We start from the raw sequence: 17,619 nt of genomic DNA, 5'->3' as shown, positions 1-17,619 counted from the left end.
TTAATTACTAATTATGTCAGATAAATATTACGCTACTGGCCGCCGTAAAACTGCCGCGGCTAGAGTTTACTTAAATAGTGGTAATGGCAATATTGTTATTAATAATCGCAGCGTAGAGGAATACTTCGGTAGGGAAACTGCACGAATGATTGTCCGTCAACCTCTAGAGCTTGTGGATCTAAACCATCAGCTCAACGCACAAATCTTTGTTAGAGGTGGCGGCAGTAGTGGCCAAGCAGGGGCTATCCGCCACGGTATCGCTCGGGCTCTCGTTGCTTATGATGAAACACTTAAGCCTATCCTACGCAAAGCGGGTTTCATTACTCGAGACGCAAGGTCTGTAGAACGTAAAAAAGTTGGCCTTCACAAAGCCCGTAAAGCGCCACAATACTCGAAGCGCTAACGGCTCTTTTTGGGGGATCGTCTAGCGGTAGGACAGCGGACTCTGACTCCGCTAACCTAGGTTCGAATCCTAGTCCCCCAGCCAAGAAATATAATCGCACAGCTATAAGCTATGATTTTGTAGAAAGGTAGCAATACTGGAAACAAAAATACTGGCGGCCACATCTGATCCTTCCAGATAGGTAGTAAGGAAATATTACCCCTGAGCTAGATCTGGGATCTAAGCATGTTTAATTTACCAAGATCCGCCTACTACATTACGGTTTTAGGGCAAGCTACTGGAAAACTCCTATAAAAATTAGTTATTTTATCTCTTGATATCCAGAAAAATTCAATGTGCTATCATAAGATAAATCTAATCAAGCTTATATCTTCCTAAAATAAACGACTGAATTTATTAAAATCTTACCACGAAAAAAAATCGTAGCATGCCTGTCAAGAGGTTTTTATATTAAAGGATATACGACATCCCCTAGCAAGAGCACAAAACATGGTAGCTCATTAAATATAGGGGCTAGTAATATATTGTTAATGATAATATTTTCTAGCTCTCGTCAGGCTAAGATATGGCCACAATAAGGTAGTCTTGGGGTTGTGATCAGAAAACCGGCTATGAGGTAAAACTCGACTGGCACCTTCATTTTAGCTACCGCAAAGAGTGCGTAAAATAAGACCTGTAGGCTGTAGAAAAGTAAAACCGCTTAACGATAGGATAGCTTGGTGAATCCAAGCAGCAACAGAGAAGCTCCGTTGAAGCAGAAAAAATGCAATAAGTAATTTATCAAGTGCTGAGGCGGTGAATGCAAATAAGCCAATGATTACAATACGTAACTAGTTTATCCTGAAATCTAAACTCCTCTAAAGCTTGCAATTATATATCGAATCTCCTATGATATAGAACGCTAGAGTATTAAGGATTGCGTTTTCGCGTTAGCGTGGTAATGTCTGCTTCTCCTTCTAAATTTATTTCTGCTTCAACTCGTTCGCTCCCCAATACTCGGTTACACTTAATATAAGGTGCCAGGTGGTTATATTATTTTTTTTTGAGAGTTTTTTATGTCAGAACAACAGACAGGAACCGTAAAATGGTTCAACGATTCAAAGGGTTATGGATTTATACAGCGCGAAAATGGCAGCGATCTCTTTGTGCACTACCGATCTATTACCGGTAACGGCCATAAAACCCTTAAAGAAGGCCAGCAGGTCAGCTTTATTGAGGTTCAGGGCCAGAAAGGGCCACAGGCCGATAATGTTATCATTTTGTAGTAATTAAATAACCCCTACGAGGAGGGGAGAGCCCTTAAAAGCTTGTATCCCCTCTGGTTTTTGCTTTTCCTTTTTCCCAGAGAGGCTCAATGATCACACTTTTTGTACGCGGTTTGCCAGCAAGCACAACCGAGGAGAGCCTTACCGCTTTATTTTCTGATTACGGTACTGTGCGCTCTTTAACCTTACACAAAGATTTATTCACTAGCCAAGCACGTGGCACTGCTTTAATCAACATGGAAGGCCATGAGGCACGCGCCGCTATTACTGGCCTAGATGGCTCTCAATTCCAAGGCCATATCCTCTACGTAAGCCAAGCTAAAGAGGAAAAACGACGTTTTCGCGGCGGCAAACGACGCCATTAAAGTAATAGCTATAAAGCCTAAATGGATTTTAGCAAAACCATCGGCAATCTAGGTGGTGTTTTTTCTATTGAATATTTAAACTGCTAGGATTTTATTATTATATGCTGTCCTCTACAGAAGCTCTATCCTTTGATAATTTTGCTATTAATACTCCTATTCTGCAAGCAATTAAGCAGCTCGGCTATCAGACCCCTACGCTGATTCAAGCTAAGACAATCCCCTATTTTTTAAAAGGATATGACTTAATTGGGCAGGCACAAACTGGAACAGGTAAAACCGCAGCCTTTGCAGTCCCAATCCTACACCACCTAAATTTATCGCGGAGAGAGCCGCAGGCGCTAGTACTCGTTCCAACACGTGAGCTTGCGATCCAAGTTTCAGAGGCATTCCAAAACTATGCGCAGTATTTAGAAGGTTTTTATTCCCTACCTCTCTATGGCGGCCAACCTATGGGGAATCAGCTACGTCAACTTAAACACGGCGCCCATGTCATCGTAGGTACTCCAGGCAGAATAATGGATCATCTACGGCGTAAAAGTCTACAAATAGATAAGCTCACAACTATAGTTTTAGATGAGGCCGACGAGATGTTAAAAATGGGGTTCATCGAAGACGTAGAGTGGATTTTAAAACAAGCACCTGCTCAACGCCAAACTGCCCTCTTTTCCGCGACTATGCCGGATTCTGTACGTAGCATTGCGAGCCGTCATCTAAATACTCCTCACGATATCAAAATCAAAGAGAAGACCGCCACTCTCCCTCCTATTAACCAACGCTATTGGCTTGTATCCGGATTACACAAATTGGATGCTCTCACCCGAATATTAGAGGTTGAGGATTTTGATGCTACTATCATTTTCGTTCGTACCAAAATAGCAACAGAAGAATTAGCGAGAAAACTGGAAACACGAGGGTATGCTGCAGCGGCGCTTAACGGTGATATGTCTCAGTCATTTCGAGAAAAAGTAGTAGATCAATTAAAGAAAAATTTGTTGGATATCATTGTAGCGACTGATGTAGCCGCCCGTGGATTGGATGTAAAACGTATTAGCCACGTAGTAAATTACGATATCCCCTATGATATTGAAACTTACATTCATCGTATTGGCCGTACTGGCCGCGCAGGCCGCCCCGGTACCGCAACGCTCTTTGTCTCTCCACAGGAGCGACGCATATTAAATGCTATTAAAAAAGTAACTGGGTATCCTATTCATGAAACGCAGTTACCTAGCCTTCAACAGGTTAGAGATCGGCGTACTAAACAGTTTAAACAGCAAATTATGGCTACCTTAGAAAAGGAGAATCTTGTAGCTCTCCGAAATTTAATTCAGCAATGGATTCAAGAAGATAATATCTCCGCTCTAGATATAGCAGTAGCATTAACTTATTCTATGCAAGGTGAACGTCTATTGCCAGAACATCAGGTAACTCGGCCAGCTATCCATAATGAGGTAACTCGTAGCTCGCCGCCTACAAAGCGTAAAAAATTAGCACCATTAAAATCTGTGAAAAGGGAAGAAATCAAACAAAAAAAACCATACCAGAAAACAATGAAAAAACAGAAAAACTATCATACGCTCTCTCTCAATAAGGGCAAGAACAATCATCTCTCCGTTCCTAGTATTTAAGATAAAGAGAGTATATTCAGAATCTAAGGATAGTAGTGCCGCAGACTCGACCGCATTAAGTCCGCGGCAATATAACTAATTAAGGTAATATTTGATAAGTCGTAACCATTCCAGCATTCATATGATCTGCAACATGGCAATGATATTGCCATTCTCCTATATTATCGGCGTTCATATCAGCCGTAACCATAGAAGCAGGTAATAATTCCAGCACATCCGTCCGCCGGCGCGCTGGAGGTGCCCCTACCAGTACCGTCTTACCATGCCAATGCGGTGTATGGAGATCATTTTCATTACCCATGCCAAGCACATGCCAACGTACCCGTTCACCCCTTTTTGCGACTAATCCCTTTAAATTGCCAAAAATATAGCCATTGATGCTATGCATTAGCCCCGCTTCCGCATCTGATAACCTATTGAAAATGAAGAAAGCGGTAACAAATTCACGGTCTACGTCTTTAGGACTACCATCTGCATTAGCCATACCTTTGCGCGTAATAATAATAGGCCCTAAAAGACCTGAATTTATATCATTAGCTGAATCCACGTGGGAATGATACCACCACACCTTGGAAGAAGGATCGCCTCTTGCAGGCCCGCTCACTTTATCCGCAAGCCAAGTATAATCAAAGCACTGGCCTGGGTGAACCTCAGCGCCAGCACCTGGGGGGGAGGATGAATTTACCCCATAGTAGAAAGCGCCCTCATTATCTTTAGTATATCGCAAACCATGAGGATGCATGCTATAAGCACTACCTGTCATCGTATGATTACAAAAATGAACCTTAACTGTATCCCCCACTTCAGCGCGAATAATAGGCCCCAGAACACCCAACCATTTAAGCTGTGGCTTAGGTTTGGTAAAAGTTTCATCCGTATATTCTACGTAGCGTACAGCAGAGAAGATATGGCCATATGGTTCTGGTATAGCACAGGGAGCTGGCTGATGATCCATGCAATGGACAAGACTCTGGCCACTAGGCGCAAAATCCCAAGTAGTATCTTCTGCTGCAATATAATAGTACCGGATAACCCCAGTTATAGGGGCGGTAGAGGCAGTCGATCCGCTAAATTGCGCATCATTATTGTTACTACTAGCAGATGATGCGCCTAATAATAGAATAATCGAAAAGACTTGTTTTAATCCCCTTGTTATAAATAACATTTTATTTCCTTTATTATTATAATAATGCAAACAGTTCGTATTAAATTTACCAAATATATAAAGATACTGCAAATATGAACCTAGGAAATTTAAAGCCTACACTCCTAGCGCTATGATATTATGGATAGATTTTAAAAAAACCCTATAATATGACTTATAGTTTACCTGACTTTACCGCTGCTCAAATAATGGTAGTCGGAGATGTAATGCTAGATCGGTATTGGTACGGCCGCACCTCACGTATTTCACCAGAAGCACCCGTACCTATAGTGCATGTGACTCATCGAGATGATCGGCCTGGTGGGGCAGGTAATGTAGCGATAAATGCAGCATCATTAGGAGCAACGGTAACTCTATTAGGGTTAACCGGCAATGATGAAGCAGCTACTATATTGGAGTCTCTCCTGACTAACTATAAGATTAACTGCCATTTAATACCTGTCGCTAACACTGCTACCATTACTAAATTACGAATCATCAGCCAACACCAACAATTAATTCGTTTAGACTCTGAAGACGATTTTACCTCCTCTCATAGCGAAGAATTACTGTCTACGTATAAATCAATTCTAAAAAATAAGCCAGTGGTGATCATCTCTGATTATGGTAAAGGCACAGTATCCGATCCTAGATCTTTAATAGCCCTTGGTCGTAAAGCTAATATACCTATTCTTATTGATCCTAAAGGTAGCGATTTTTCTCGCTATTATGGAGCTAGTATCCTTACACCTAATTTAGCAGAGTTTGAAGCCGTAGTAGGACGTTGCTCTGATGAGGATATTTTAATTAGAAAAGGAGAAAAACTAAGACAGACACTAGCTCTTGAATCTCTACTCATTACGCGTGGCGAGCAAGGCATGACTTTATTACAAAAGGAATCTCCATCCTTACATCTACCTGCAAAAGCACGAGAAGTATTTGATGTGACCGGAGCTGGAGATACTGTTATCTCAGTACTAGCTACTGCTTTAGCCGCAGGTAATACCATTAAAGAGGCAACAATTCTTGCTAATCTGGCGGCAGGGATCGTGGTCGGCAAACTAGGCACAACGCATGTAACTATCGATGAGCTGCAAATGACTCTGCACCCTCCGGCTACCGATCACCGAGGGATAGTTAAAGAAGAAGATCTACGGCACCTGATGACTCTAGCCCGGGATCGTGGTGAGCGCATCGTAATGACTAATGGTTGTTTTGATATTCTTCATGCTGGCCATGTACGCTATCTAGCTGAGGCACGCAAATTAGGGGATCGTTTAATTGTTGCCGTGAATGATGACAACTCAGTCAAACATCTCAAAGGTAAAGATCGACCCATTAATAACCTCATTCAACGTATGGCTGTACTTGCCTCTCTCTATGATGTTGACTGGGTGATTCCTTTCTCAGAAGATACTCCAACACGATTAATTGAGAAAATTTTACCTGATATTTTAGTCAAGGGTGGAGACTACACATTAGCGCAAATCGCAGGTGCTGAAACGGTCATGGCTAACGGCGGAGAAGTGGTAGTACTAAATTACCTAGAGGGGCATTCCACCACCCGAATTATTGACACTATTCGCAACAGCAAGGAGATTTTTTCGTGATTATCGTCACTGGTGGCGCTGGTTTTATTGGCAGTAATATTGTCAAAGGGCTTAATCAGCGTGGACGAGAAGATATTCTGGTGGTTGATAATTTAACACGGGGAGAAAAATTTAATAACTTAGTTGATTGCGAGATTCTAGACTATTGGGATAAGCATCAATTCTTGCAAGCGTTACAAACTGGAAAAGGATTTCCGAGATCTACCGAATCAGTTATACATCAAGGCGCTTGTAGTTCGACTACGGAATGGAATGGACGTTATATGATGGAGAATAATTTCCAGTATTCTAAATCTCTTCTGCACAATTGCCTGAAACACTGCATCCCTTTTCTTTATGCCTCAAGCGCTGCGGTCTATGGCAATGGAGTTAAATTTAACGAACGCCGTGAGTTTGAAAGACCATGTAATATATACGGTTACTCTAAGTTTTTATTCGATCAATATGTTCGGCGTTACTTACCCACAGCATCTAGTCAAATTGCAGGCTTTCGCTATTTCAATGTGTATGGCCCTCGGGAAACTCATAAGGGCGCTATGGCCAGTGTTGCTTATCATGCCTGCCACCAGCTTCAAAAAACAGGGAAAATCAAACTGTTTGAAGGCTGCGATGGCTACCTTCATGGAGAACAGCAACGTGATTTTATCTATATTGATGATGTCGTCGCTGTTAATCTTTGGTTTTTAGAACGCCCGCATTGCTCAGGGATTTTTAATGTAGGCACCGGTAAAACTCAAACTTTTAATGCTATAGCCAAAGCAGTGATTACTCATCACGGGAGTGGAGAAATTGAGTACATCCCCTTTCCCGATCACCTACGAGGGCATTATCAGAGTTTTACTCAAGCTGACATCACCGCTCTTCGGGAAAAGGGGTACATTAAGCCTTTTATTTCGGTTAAAGAAGGAGTAACGGCTTATATGCACTGGTTAAGTAAACATAAATCTGCAGATTAGCAACTGATTATACCCATTTTTAATATTCATCTGGCTTTTAATCTTGCGGAAATTTTATAGCTTCTTATTTTATCTATTTATCCCCCTAATAGTGATCCGCCTACTATGGCGAGGCTACCATAATCCAGCTTATCTTCATCGCTGGTCAGAGCGGTTTGGTTTTACCCCTTTTTTAGCTGAAAAAGCAATCATCTGGGTTCATGCTGTTTCTGTAGGTGAGGTGCAGGCCAGCCTACCACTGATAAAAGAGCTATCTGCTTACTACCCAGATCATACGATATTACTGACCACTATGACTCCGACAGGATCAACGCAAGCACAGAAGAACCTAGGAAATCAGGTGATTCACTGCTATTTACCCTACGATTTACCTCACGCTATTTACCACTTTTTACAACAAACTCAGCCCCAGCTTGGCATTATTCTAGAAACAGAGCTTTGGCCTAACCTCCTATATCAATGTCAATACCGGGGAATCCCAGTGATACTCGCCAATGCTCGTCTTTCAGCACGATCAGCTCGAGGCTATTCATATTTAGGAACGCTCTCTCGTAATATGATCTCTAGCTTCACACTTATTGCTGCCCAAGGAGCCGCTGATGCTGAACGGTTTATTGCCCTCGGAGCTTTACCTGAACGAGTTCATATCACCGGTAATCTCAAGTTTGAAATTAAACTTCCAGCTGATTTAAAAACTCAAGGGGCTACCTTAAGAGATCAATGGGGAAAACAACGTCCGACTTGGATTGCGGCTAGTACCCATGAAGGGGAAGAAAAATACATACTCTTCAGCTTTAAACAGCTACAACAATCCTATCCTAATGCCCTACTCGTTCTAGTACCACGGCATCCAGAACGCTTCAACTCAGTCTATCATTTATGTCAACAACGAGGTTTTATTATCCATCGTCGTAGTGAATTGAAAGCTTTTAACTCAGCAGCTGAGGTTTTTATTGGAGATAGTATGGGCGAACTTCCGCTATTTTTTGCTGCATCGGATGTGGCTTTTATCGGTGGTAGCCTAATTCCAGTCGGCGGGCATAATCCCCTAGAGCCAGCAGCCCTAGGCCGTGCTATTATCCTAGGGCCTCATATGTTCAATTTTACTGAGATTATCAAGCAACTGTTACAAGCAGGGGCAGCTATCCAAATCCAGACTCACCGAGATCTAACCCAAGCTATCCTACATTACTTAAATAATCCCTCTCTCCTTACCAAATCAGGTGAAGCTGGGCAGCAGGTCATAGCCCAAAACCAAGGAGCCTCTAAAAAATTAATGCAGCTCATTACCCCGCTGTTAGTGTAGCCATTTGTTGACTTGGACTAAATCCTCTGGGGTAATAATCCCCGCGCCTTGCTTGAGCTGTAGGGTACTAAGAATATAATCATATTGGGCCCTAGCATGAGTACGAAAGGCACTAAACAAGAGGCTCCGTGAGTTTAGTACGTCCACTGTGATACGAGTTCCCACTTGACTCCCAGCCTGAGCTGATTCTAAAGAGGTTTTATTAGAAACTATAGCCTGCTCTAAGGCTTTGATTTGATTTAGCTGGGACATAACACCTAGGTAAGCTTCGCGGGTTTGACGGGAAACCGCCCTTCGCACCTGTTCTAGTTGCTGTAAAGCCTGATCTAGCTGGTGGCGAGCTTGGCGAGTTCGAGAAACTACAGCACCTCCCTGGAAGATTGGCACGTTAAGCTGCAATCCGATAATATCTTGAGAGGTGTCAAAACCACCAAAACGGCCTCCTCCGGTTATCGCCTGCGAGTTAGAACCTACAATATCTAAGGTAGGATAATGCCCAGATTTCTGTAATTTTATCTCTTGCCGAGCGTTATCCACTGCCGCCTCTGAAGCATCAATTTGTGGGTTTTGTAGGAGTGCGGTTTCAGTCCATTTATTAATATCTACCGGCTCAGGTTGAAGCAAAGGGGGGTCTTTCTCTAAAGCGGCTAAGCTATCCACATACTCCCCAATAACCTCCCGTAGCCCTTCATGAGCGCTGGCAAGGGCAGTCTCAGCAACAATTTCCCTTGAAACTGCTAAATCATAAGCGGCTTGAGCTTCATTCGCGTCCACAATGGTGGCTAATCCTACTTTAAAACGCTCCTTTGCCTGTTCAAGCTGCTCACCGATAGATTTTTTCTCTGCCCGTGCGAACTTTAGGTCATTCTGAGCCGCCAGAACTGTGAAATACACCTGCGCCACCTGCACTAGTAGTGCTTGCTCTTGAACGACTAAATTCGCCTGAGCCTGAGCGATAGTCGCATCCGCTTGTTTGAGCTGAATAAAACTATCTCGATGATATATTGGCTGAGTTAAATTCAGCGTATAACCATAGGTTTCAAATGATCCACTAAAACCCGGAACAACTGAGTGCTCAAATAAGCTAATAGTTTGCCGATTCCAGTTGAAGTTAGAAGATATCCCAATAGTAGGAAGAAATAAAGCTCTAGCTTGGGGCTTGGCTTCATAGGCTGCTTGCAGTGCAGCTATTTGCCCTTGTACCTGAGGATTACTATCTCTAGCTAATTGATAGACCTCTAATAAATCTGCTCCCTGAGCAGGAAGGAAAATAATCAGGTTAAGAGCTAATAAAAAAATTGCGCTTTGATTAGAGCCGAAATTTTTACCTAAATACGTAATGTACAGTATATCTATATAAATATACATACGTGAATGTATGTTACATAAAAAAAACTAACCTGTCCAGCCATTTGATATCGCCATTACAAAAAAAAGCTATAAGTGAAGAAATTTAATTTCTTACGTTGTTTAAATTCGTTAGAAGATAAATTTAGGTTTTAGTTCACTATTTAGAAGAGGCGGGATTACAGTCTCAAATAATTTTTCACGAGACCATTCTTGTTCTGTTATCCGTGTAATAAGCACCGCTTTCATCACTGGGGCCTGCCCCAGCACTGCAAATAAACGTCCATTTAAGTTAAGTGTCTCTAAAAATATCTTGGGTAGACTTGGAAGAGAACCCGATATTACAATCGCATCAAAGCAGCTATCTTTAGACCAACCATAAGCGGCATCACCTACTTGTAAAAATATATTCTCTGGCCGATGCTCGTTAAATCGCTGCAAATCAGGAAAAATATCAACACTAACGATACGATTAGCCAAACCCGCTAGCACCGTGGTTAAGTAACCTGTTCCCGTACCTATTTCCAAAACAGATTCTTCCCCTCTAAGGGCTAATGCTTGCAATAAACGGCCTTCAATGCCAGGCGATAACATAACTTGCCCATGTCCAATAGGTATCTGAATATCAGCATAAGCTAAATTTCTAAACTCTGGCGGAGTAAAATCTTCCCTAGAGATTTCAGTAAGCCGATCTAATACACGCTGATCGAATACCTCCCAAGGCCGAATTTGCCGTTTTATCATATTAGAACGTGCTTGTTCTAGACTCATTAGTGCCTCAATTTCTAACTATAAAAGAATTGACACCCACCACTAACCTAAGTAATGGAGTCTTTGCAACCTATACAAACTTACCGCTTGTACCTTTCAACATCGCACCCACACCGACAATTATCCCAATTGTGTCCTATTATATCGGCTAACATAAAATTAGTTAAAATAAAAATTTTTGCTATTATAATTAATAAACATTAACTAATTCAGTTAGTACTAACTCGTTTACGGATAATAAAATGGTATTTACCTTCTGTTTCATAAGCTTCTAAAAGCTCATTTTTAGTTATCCTAGAAAAAGCTTGAATATCCTTTAAAGATCCAGGATCTGTTGCTATTACATATAAAATCTGATTCTCGCTCAAAACCGCTAGCGCCTTACGGATACGTAACACAGGCAGAGGACAAGCAAGACCCATTGCATCAAGCTCGGCATCATAATTACTAGGCATAATAGCTTGCCTCTAAAGTAATACCAACGAACACTATTAAGTTAGCTATACCTCTAGTCGCCAGCAGCATAAAGAAAACAGAAATCCAAATCAACTATTAGTTTAAATTATAAGCTAATATTTAAAGTAATTTACTCTTAAATTCTAAATTAATGCAATAAGATTACGTTTAAAAAATTAGCACTTTAATTGAACTAAGGACAGTTAAATTTAGTTAATTATTATTAAGCAAGCTTAATACTTAATAACGGCATCTAAATATGCGGAACTTGCGAGCACAATTAATCAGTATCCTAGCTGGAGGCATCGCCCTATTCGCAATTTCACTCATAAAGGCAAATGAAATTGAGCTCCCTGAGATCGGAGATCGCTCAGGAGCTACCATATCACCAGAACAGGAACGTGATATTGGGCGGGAGTTTATGCGCCAGTTACATAATTCGGTAACTATTATCGATGATCCAGAAATAGCAACCTACCTCCAATCGCTAGGATATCAATTAGTAGCAAATAGCGATAATCGAGGCCAAGAGTTTACTTTTTTTATTGTTCAAGATTCCACCATCAACGCTTTTGCCGCCCCAGGAGGATATGTTGGAGTCCATTCAGAGCTTATAAAAAATACCCGTACTGAGAGTGAGCTAGCGGCAGTCATGGCCCATGAAATTGCGCATGTAACACAGCATCACCTAGCACGCGCTTTTGAACAAGGTAGCCGCTTAAGTTTACCCATGGCAGCTGCTATAGTAGCTGCCATTCTCTTAGGAATGGGCACTCAAAACCCTGATGCAGGATTTGCCGGAATGATGGCCGCTCAAGCTGGCGCTGCACAACTTCAAATCAATTTTACCCGATCTAACGAAGAAGAAGCAGATCGGATTGGTATGCAAACTCTAATCCGAGCCGGTTTTGATCCTTTTGCCATGCCTGCTTTTTTCGAGCGGCTCGAACAAGTAAGCCGCTATTATGGACCTGAACCACCAGAGTTTCTAAGTACGCATCCAGTCACTAGGAATCGTATTGCTGATGCCACAGGTCGCGCTGAAGCCTTGGTGACTACTCCACAACTGACCGCTAGAAATCAACTTCAATTCTATCTAATGCGGTCTAAACTCCAAGTGCTGACTAGCGATGATAAAAAACAAACAGTCGAACAGTTCAGCCAAGCACTAAAAACGGGGCGTTATTTAAATGAAGAATCCGCTCGCTACGGTTATGCTTTGGCACTTACGAGAGCAGGTAATCAAAATGAGGCACGGCAGCAAATTTTACAATTGCTTAAAAAAGATACCGATAACCTTGCCTATCTATTAGTACTTGCTCAAATAGAAACAGCGGCTGGATATTTTGAAACCGCATTTGAAATTTATCAAAAAACGCTAGCGCTATATCCAAACAATTATACTGTGATTATCAACTACGCTAGTGCTTTGCTGCAAGGCCATCAGCCTCATAAAGCCCGTGATTTGCTAAAAAAACAAGCTCAGCCTGGAAGAGGAACAGTACGAATTTATCATTTACTCGCGAAAGCGGAGGAAGAGATGGGTAACCGAGCAGAATCCCATCGTTGGCTAGCTGAATACTACTATTACATCGGACAAATCGGTATGGCAATTAAACAATTACAGTTGGCAAATAAGGCAGTAGGCAGCAACTTTTATGAACGATCCAAAATTGAAGCCCGTTTGCGTCAGCTACAAACAGAAGCCACTGGTAAGAAAAATTCTTAATACAGAATTTATAATTCAAATTGCGATACTCCGATATCTCTTCAACCAACTCCTATCCCAGTTTACGATCTTGAGTTAGCAGAAGATGAGCGTGAGCCTAAAGTAAACCATAATATAAAACCAAATAATGGTAGTATACATATCAGCACAACCCACGCTATTTTTCCACCGGTAGACATAGTACTTTTAGCAATATCTAAGATTGCCCAAATATTAATAACCAATAATGGTAATAAGTAAAAAAAATTTTTTGCTTCAATTTCCATTTTTTTAGCCCCTTCCTTTCAATATTTAGGGATTGCCGCTAAATTTCATCCACTATCAATCTTACCTTGCTCTAATTCCCGAAGACGATACTCTAGATCGCGAACCTTTTTCCGTAGCTCTGAGAGTCGACTCATCCCCGCTAGTGCTCGTCGATTTTCAATCATTGGTTGAGCAGGGCTACCCGTTACAACAGACTTAGGAGGTACATCTTTTGCCACTCCCGACTGAGCTGTTACAATGGCACCATTACCTACTTGAATGTGACCCACTAGCCCTACTTGACCTGCTAAAGTCACCCAATTGCCAATTTTAGTGCTTCCGGAAATACCCGCTTGGCTAACAATAATACTGTGCTCTCCAATCTCTACATTATGGCCGACTTGCACTAAATTATCGATTTTAGTCCCTCGGCCAATTTTAGTAGCCCCCAATGCTCCTCGATCAATAGTAGTATTACACTGTATTTCTACATCATCAGCAATTTCTACCCATCCCACCTGAGGTACTTTATCAATATGGCCTCGATTGGGATCAGGCGCAAAACCAAAGCCATCTCCCCCTATAACCACGCCAGAATGAAGTATTACTCGATTACCTATAATCACCCGATCTAATAACGTAACCTGCGGATAAAGTAGGCAATGCTCCCCCAGAGTCACTTTAGAGCCAATATAGCAAAAGGGGAATAAAGTAGTATGGGCACGAATTTCAGCCCCTCTTTCAATCACACAGTAAGCTCCCACACTACAACCTTCGGCAATTTGTACATTTTCTCCTATGATAGCGGTTGGATGAACACCTGCTTTGGGGAGAAAAGCACAATTAAACCACTTGGCTACTACTCTAGCAAAATCACGGTATGGATTATCCGAGATCAGAAGAGAACGTCCAGCAAATCGTTCCCGATCATGAAGCCCTACTACAAGGGCGGCAGCCTTTGATAATTTAGCTCTAGTAGCGTATTTAGAATTTGTATAAAAACTTAAATCATCTACTTGGGCTTGATCTAACGGAGCAACTCCCCGGATTAACGCCTCCTTATTACCCTCAACCGTGCAACCTAAAAACTGAGCAATTTCCAAAAGGCGAATTTCTACCATGTTTCCCTGCTATCTACTTATTTCCAAATCTAGCTATAACGATGCGCTTTTGCTTGCTTAGCTCAAACTTAAAACGGCTTTACCACCACCAAAATAACTACGCCAACCAAGATTAAAACTGGAAGCTCATTAAACCAGCGATAAAACACATGACTGTAACGATTTCGATCCTCACGAAAAGCGACAAGTAACCGTCCACAATAAAGATGATAGCCAATCAACAATAAAACTAAGAAAATCTTAGTATGAAACCACCCGGCGCTGAGCCATATTGGGGTTAAATACACTAGAATCAGCCCTAAGATCACGGTTAAAGTAGCGCTTGGATGCATGATACCCCGGTATAATTTACGCTCCATGACTTTAAAGCGCTCTCGCCCTAAGGTGTCTTCACATTGAGCATGATAAACAAATAAGCGAGGTAAATAAAACAGTCCAGCAAACCAAGCTACTGCCGAAATAATATGAAAAGCTTTAATCCAAAGCATTTTATCAATAACTCCAAGTAAAACTATGATTATTCAATAATAACTGAACTTAGCAACTAACAATCATCCCCTCCTAGAATAATCTTATTCATTATTAGTAATAATACTCTTTAGATCCCTAGTATTTACAGAAAAAATAATAGAATGGATGGTAAAGAGTTCTTCCTTGAGATTTATAAATTTTAACAACCCTTAAATCTCGCTGATAGCTGAAATTAATGGGGAAAATCGGATCATTCTGAGTTGAGATATTTTTAAATTTTATGAATACCTAAATTAATTTTATGGTAAAAGTTTTTACTAGTTAGAAAAGCCTCATCCCTTAAGCGCTGCTAATACCTCAGTTAAGCGGTTTACCGGAATAATATTAAGCTCTTTCAACGAACGCCTAGGTCTATTGGCTTCAGGCAGAATCGCTTTTTTAAACCCATGTTTTACCGCAGCAGCAAGACGTTCTTCGCCACTAGGCACTGGACGAATCTCCCCTGTTAAACCTACCTCACCAAATAACACTAAATCTTGGTCTAAAGGGCGATCCCGTAAACTGGAAACTATGGCGGCTAAGATGGCTAGATCAGCCCCCGTTTCATTGACTCGCACCCCTCCTACCACGTTGACAAAAACATCTTGCGCCCCTGGCATTACCGCTCCATGGCGATGGAGAATAGCTAAGAGCATGGCAAGCCGGTTTGGCTCTAAGCCTACGGTAACACGACGAGGGTTAGTCAAATGACTATCATCCACAAGCGCCTGAACTTCTACTAATAAGGGACGGCTACCTTCCCGAATCACAGTCACAGCACTGCCTGGAACGGCTTCTTTACCTCGGGAAAGGAAGATGGCTGAAGGGTTGCTGACTTCTCGTAACCCTCGCTCTGTCATGGCAAATACACCCAGCTCATTGACCGCCCCAAAACGATTTTTGACTGCCCGTAACACCCGTAACCGCTCTCCGCCATCTCCTTCAAAATACAGCACTGTATCTACCATATGCTCAAGAACTCTAGGTCCCGCTAAAGCTCCTTCCTTGGTTACGTGACCCACTAGAATAACTGCAACACCGCTTTGTTTAGCATAGCGTAGTAATTGTGCAGCACTTTCTCGCACTTGAGTGACCGTTCCCGGTGCAGATTGTAATTGTTCTGAGTAAAGCGTTTGAATGGAGTCAACAACCATCACTTGAGGCCGCTCTTGCTGCGCAACAGCTAAGGCTCTTTCTACTAAAGTGTCGGCTAGTAAGCGCACTTGGGCGGCCTTTAAATCTAAACGCTGTGCCCTTAAGCTAATCTGTTCTAAGGACTCCTCACCTGTAACATATAATACCCGTCCTTGCTGCGCTGCTCCCATAGCCGCCAAAGCTTGCAAAAGCAAGGTAGATTTGCCAATCCCCGGATTACCTCCAATCAGTACCACAGAACCAGCCACTAAACCACCGCCTAAGACTCGATCCAGCTCAGATAATCCTGAGGATAGACGTACTTCTCCTCCGATCTTAACTGCCGCTAAAGATTGTACTAGGCTTAATACACCCGCATAGTTAGCATATCTATCCGCCTTTTTATCTAATGAGCGTTTAACTAACTCTTCTAAGGTATTCCAAGCACCACAGCCTGGACATTGTCCCACCCAACGAGCAGCCTCAGTACCGCATTGGTTACACTGAAAGGCAGTGATAGTTTTTCCCATGAGTGATTTATTTGTTCCATATCCTAGGAACCCGTGCAGTTACCTGACATAGCAGCTCATAAGGGATAGTCGCTGCATGATGGGCAATTTCCTCTACTGGTAGTCTCTCTCCCCAAACAACCACTGGATCCCCTACTTTAGCCGTTGGCTGATGATCCAAATCCAAGGTAATCATATCCATAGAAACCCGCCCTATTAGAGGTACAGGATAACCATTAACTAAAACCGGGGTTCCTGAAACAGCATGACGAGGATAACCATCACCATAACCAATTGCAGCTACACCAACAATCGTTGGCTTGGAACAAGTCCAAGTTATGCCATAACCGACTTTATCTCCTGCGCACAAGCGGTGAATAGCAATCAGGCAGCTTTTTAGAGTCATTACAGGCTTAAGTCCCATATCCATACCCGTGCAATGAGTAAAAGGTGAAACACCATAGAGCATAATACCGGGTCGTACCCAGTTAAGATGAGCTTGAGGGTAAGTCATAATAGCCGCAGAGTTGGCGATACTACGGGCTAGCCCCGGTGCGGATATATTATTAAAAACTTCTAATTGTTGCCTAGTATAAGAATCTTCAACTTGATCGGCATTGGCTAAATGACTCATTAGACCCATAATAGAAGCTACCGGTTGGCAACAACGCAAACTAGCGATTACCTCAGTCACTCTTTCTGGCGGAAAACCTAAGCGATGCATGCCCGTATCTACTTTAATCCAGACTGCAAGTGGTGTTGTAACGAGGGATTGTCTCAGTAAATCTAATTGGATAACGTCATGGATAACGGGCGTAAGATGATACGCGGCCGCAAGCTGTAATTCTTCTTTATTACCAACGCCTGTAAGCAATACAATGGGGTATCGATGCCCAGCTTGGCGTAGCATCAACGCTTCCTCTAATCTGGATACAGCGAAAGCATCCGCCTCTGTTGACAGTGATCTCACTACGCCTTCTAATCCATGGGCATAGCCATCTGCTTTAACAACCGCCATTATCTGACTATAGGGTGCTAATTTACGAACTTGCTGCAAATTATGCCGTAGCCCACCAATATCAATAATAGCTTGAGGATAGTTCAAGAAGGCTGTGGGTT

At 42.2% G+C, this 17,619-nt stretch carries 17 protein-coding genes and 1 tRNA gene; 9 read left to right on the top strand and 9 right to left on the bottom strand.

From position 1 onward, the window contains the following. Positions 1-13: 13 nt before the first annotated feature. From rpsI to TAO_RS01805, 5 genes are all read left to right on the top strand, one after another. Positions 14-403, top strand: coding sequence for a 30S ribosomal protein S9 (gene rpsI / locus TAO_RS01825; protein ID WP_096526351.1), 390 nt, complete (start codon positions 14-16; stop codon positions 401-403). A 10-nt stretch (positions 404-413) separates the two neighbouring features. After that, positions 414-487, top strand: a tRNA-Gln gene (locus TAO_RS01820). A gap of 971 nt (positions 488-1,458) precedes the next feature. Next, on the top strand, positions 1,459-1,668 hold the full coding sequence (locus TAO_RS01815) for a cold-shock protein (protein WP_096526350.1): 210 nt from the start codon (positions 1,459-1,461) through the stop codon (positions 1,666-1,668). Positions 1,669-1,757: 89 nt separating this feature from the next. Further along, positions 1,758-2,033: an RNA recognition motif domain-containing protein gene (locus TAO_RS01810; RefSeq protein WP_096526349.1), complete on the top strand. Its 276-nt coding sequence runs from the start codon at positions 1,758-1,760 to the stop codon at positions 2,031-2,033. Positions 2,034-2,134: 101 nt separating this feature from the next. After that, the gene (locus TAO_RS01805) at positions 2,135-3,661 is read left to right on the top strand and encodes a DEAD/DEAH box helicase (protein WP_172419042.1); all 1,527 of its coding nucleotides are present in this window, start codon (positions 2,135-2,137) and stop codon (positions 3,659-3,661) included. A 79-nt stretch (positions 3,662-3,740) separates the two neighbouring features. On the opposite strand, the gene TAO_RS01800 is transcribed toward TAO_RS01805, so the two are convergent. Next, positions 3,741-4,826: a multicopper oxidase domain-containing protein gene (locus TAO_RS01800; RefSeq protein WP_096526348.1), complete on the bottom strand. Its 1,086-nt coding sequence runs from the start codon at positions 4,824-4,826 to the stop codon at positions 3,741-3,743. A gap of 149 nt (positions 4,827-4,975) precedes the next feature. Here TAO_RS01800 and hldE point away from each other — a divergent pair, with 149 nt between their 5' ends. The 3 genes from hldE to waaA are packed head-to-tail and all read left to right on the top strand — an operon-like array spanning position 4,976 to position 8,677. Beyond that, entirely contained in the window at positions 4,976-6,415 is a 1,440-nt protein-coding gene (gene hldE / locus TAO_RS01795; protein ID WP_096526347.1) for a bifunctional D-glycero-beta-D-manno-heptose-7-phosphate kinase/D-glycero-beta-D-manno-heptose 1-phosphate adenylyltransferase HldE, read from the top strand. Next, positions 6,412-7,371 carry an ADP-glyceromanno-heptose 6-epimerase gene (gene rfaD / locus TAO_RS01790; RefSeq protein WP_096526346.1) on the top strand — a complete coding sequence of 320 codons (960 nt, stop codon included), beginning with the start codon at positions 6,412-6,414 and terminating at the stop codon, positions 7,369-7,371. The genes hldE and rfaD overlap by 4 nt, the downstream gene beginning before the upstream one ends. Before the next feature lie 43 nt (positions 7,372-7,414). Beyond that, complete coding sequence (waaA, locus tag TAO_RS01785; protein ID WP_096526345.1) at positions 7,415-8,677, top strand: lipid IV(A) 3-deoxy-D-manno-octulosonic acid transferase; 1,263 nt, start codon at positions 7,415-7,417, stop codon at positions 8,675-8,677. On the opposite strand, the gene TAO_RS01780 is transcribed toward waaA, so the two are convergent. From TAO_RS01780 to TAO_RS01770, 3 genes are all read right to left on the bottom strand, one after another. Next, positions 8,669-10,045, bottom strand: coding sequence for a TolC family outer membrane protein (locus tag TAO_RS01780; RefSeq protein ID WP_096526344.1), 1,377 nt, complete (start codon positions 10,043-10,045; stop codon positions 8,669-8,671). The genes waaA and TAO_RS01780 overlap by 9 nt on opposite strands. Before the next feature lie 111 nt (positions 10,046-10,156). Beyond that, positions 10,157-10,795 carry a protein-L-isoaspartate O-methyltransferase family protein gene (locus TAO_RS01775; RefSeq protein WP_096526343.1) on the bottom strand — a complete coding sequence of 213 codons (639 nt, stop codon included), beginning with the start codon at positions 10,793-10,795 and terminating at the stop codon, positions 10,157-10,159. 209 nt (positions 10,796-11,004) lie between these two features. Next, positions 11,005-11,250 (bottom strand): sulfurtransferase TusA family protein, encoded by a 246-nt coding sequence (locus TAO_RS01770; RefSeq protein WP_096526342.1) that lies wholly within the window; start codon positions 11,248-11,250, stop codon positions 11,005-11,007. Between the two features lie 260 nt (positions 11,251-11,510). Between TAO_RS01770 and TAO_RS01765 the strand changes: the two genes are divergently transcribed. Next, positions 11,511-12,980 (top strand): beta-barrel assembly-enhancing protease, encoded by a 1,470-nt coding sequence (locus tag TAO_RS01765; RefSeq protein WP_096526341.1) that lies wholly within the window; start codon positions 11,511-11,513, stop codon positions 12,978-12,980. A 62-nt stretch (positions 12,981-13,042) separates the two neighbouring features. Here TAO_RS01765 and TAO_RS01760 read toward each other — a convergent pair whose 3' ends face one another. The 5 genes from TAO_RS01760 to alr form a co-directional block, all read right to left on the bottom strand. Further along, positions 13,043-13,246: a PLDc N-terminal domain-containing protein gene (locus TAO_RS01760; RefSeq protein ID WP_096526340.1), complete on the bottom strand. Its 204-nt coding sequence runs from the start codon at positions 13,244-13,246 to the stop codon at positions 13,043-13,045. A 45-nt stretch (positions 13,247-13,291) separates the two neighbouring features. After that, positions 13,292-14,347 (bottom strand): UDP-3-O-(3-hydroxymyristoyl)glucosamine N-acyltransferase, encoded by a 1,056-nt coding sequence (gene lpxD, locus TAO_RS01755; protein ID WP_096526339.1) that lies wholly within the window; start codon positions 14,345-14,347, stop codon positions 13,292-13,294. Between the two features lie 68 nt (positions 14,348-14,415). Continuing rightward, positions 14,416-14,835, bottom strand: a complete 420-nt coding sequence (hemJ, locus tag TAO_RS01750; protein ID WP_096526338.1) for a protoporphyrinogen oxidase HemJ — start codon at positions 14,833-14,835, stop codon at positions 14,416-14,418. A 315-nt stretch (positions 14,836-15,150) separates the two neighbouring features. After that, positions 15,151-16,521 carry a DNA repair protein RadA gene (gene radA, locus TAO_RS01745; RefSeq protein ID WP_096526337.1) on the bottom strand — a complete coding sequence of 457 codons (1,371 nt, stop codon included), beginning with the start codon at positions 16,519-16,521 and terminating at the stop codon, positions 15,151-15,153. A gap of 7 nt (positions 16,522-16,528) precedes the next feature. Continuing rightward, on the bottom strand, positions 16,529-17,605 hold the full coding sequence (alr, locus tag TAO_RS01740) for an alanine racemase (RefSeq protein ID WP_096527708.1): 1,077 nt from the start codon (positions 17,603-17,605) through the stop codon (positions 16,529-16,531). Between the last annotated feature and the right edge of the window lie 14 nt (positions 17,606-17,619).

The sequence above is a fragment of the Candidatus Nitrosoglobus terrae genome (assembly GCF_002356115.1).
In the GTDB taxonomy this organism is placed as follows: domain Bacteria; phylum Pseudomonadota; class Gammaproteobacteria; order Nitrosococcales; family Nitrosococcaceae; genus Nitrosoglobus; species Nitrosoglobus terrae.
The sequence above is the reverse complement of the archived record's forward strand: the minus strand, read 5'-3'. Positions and strand labels throughout refer to the sequence as shown.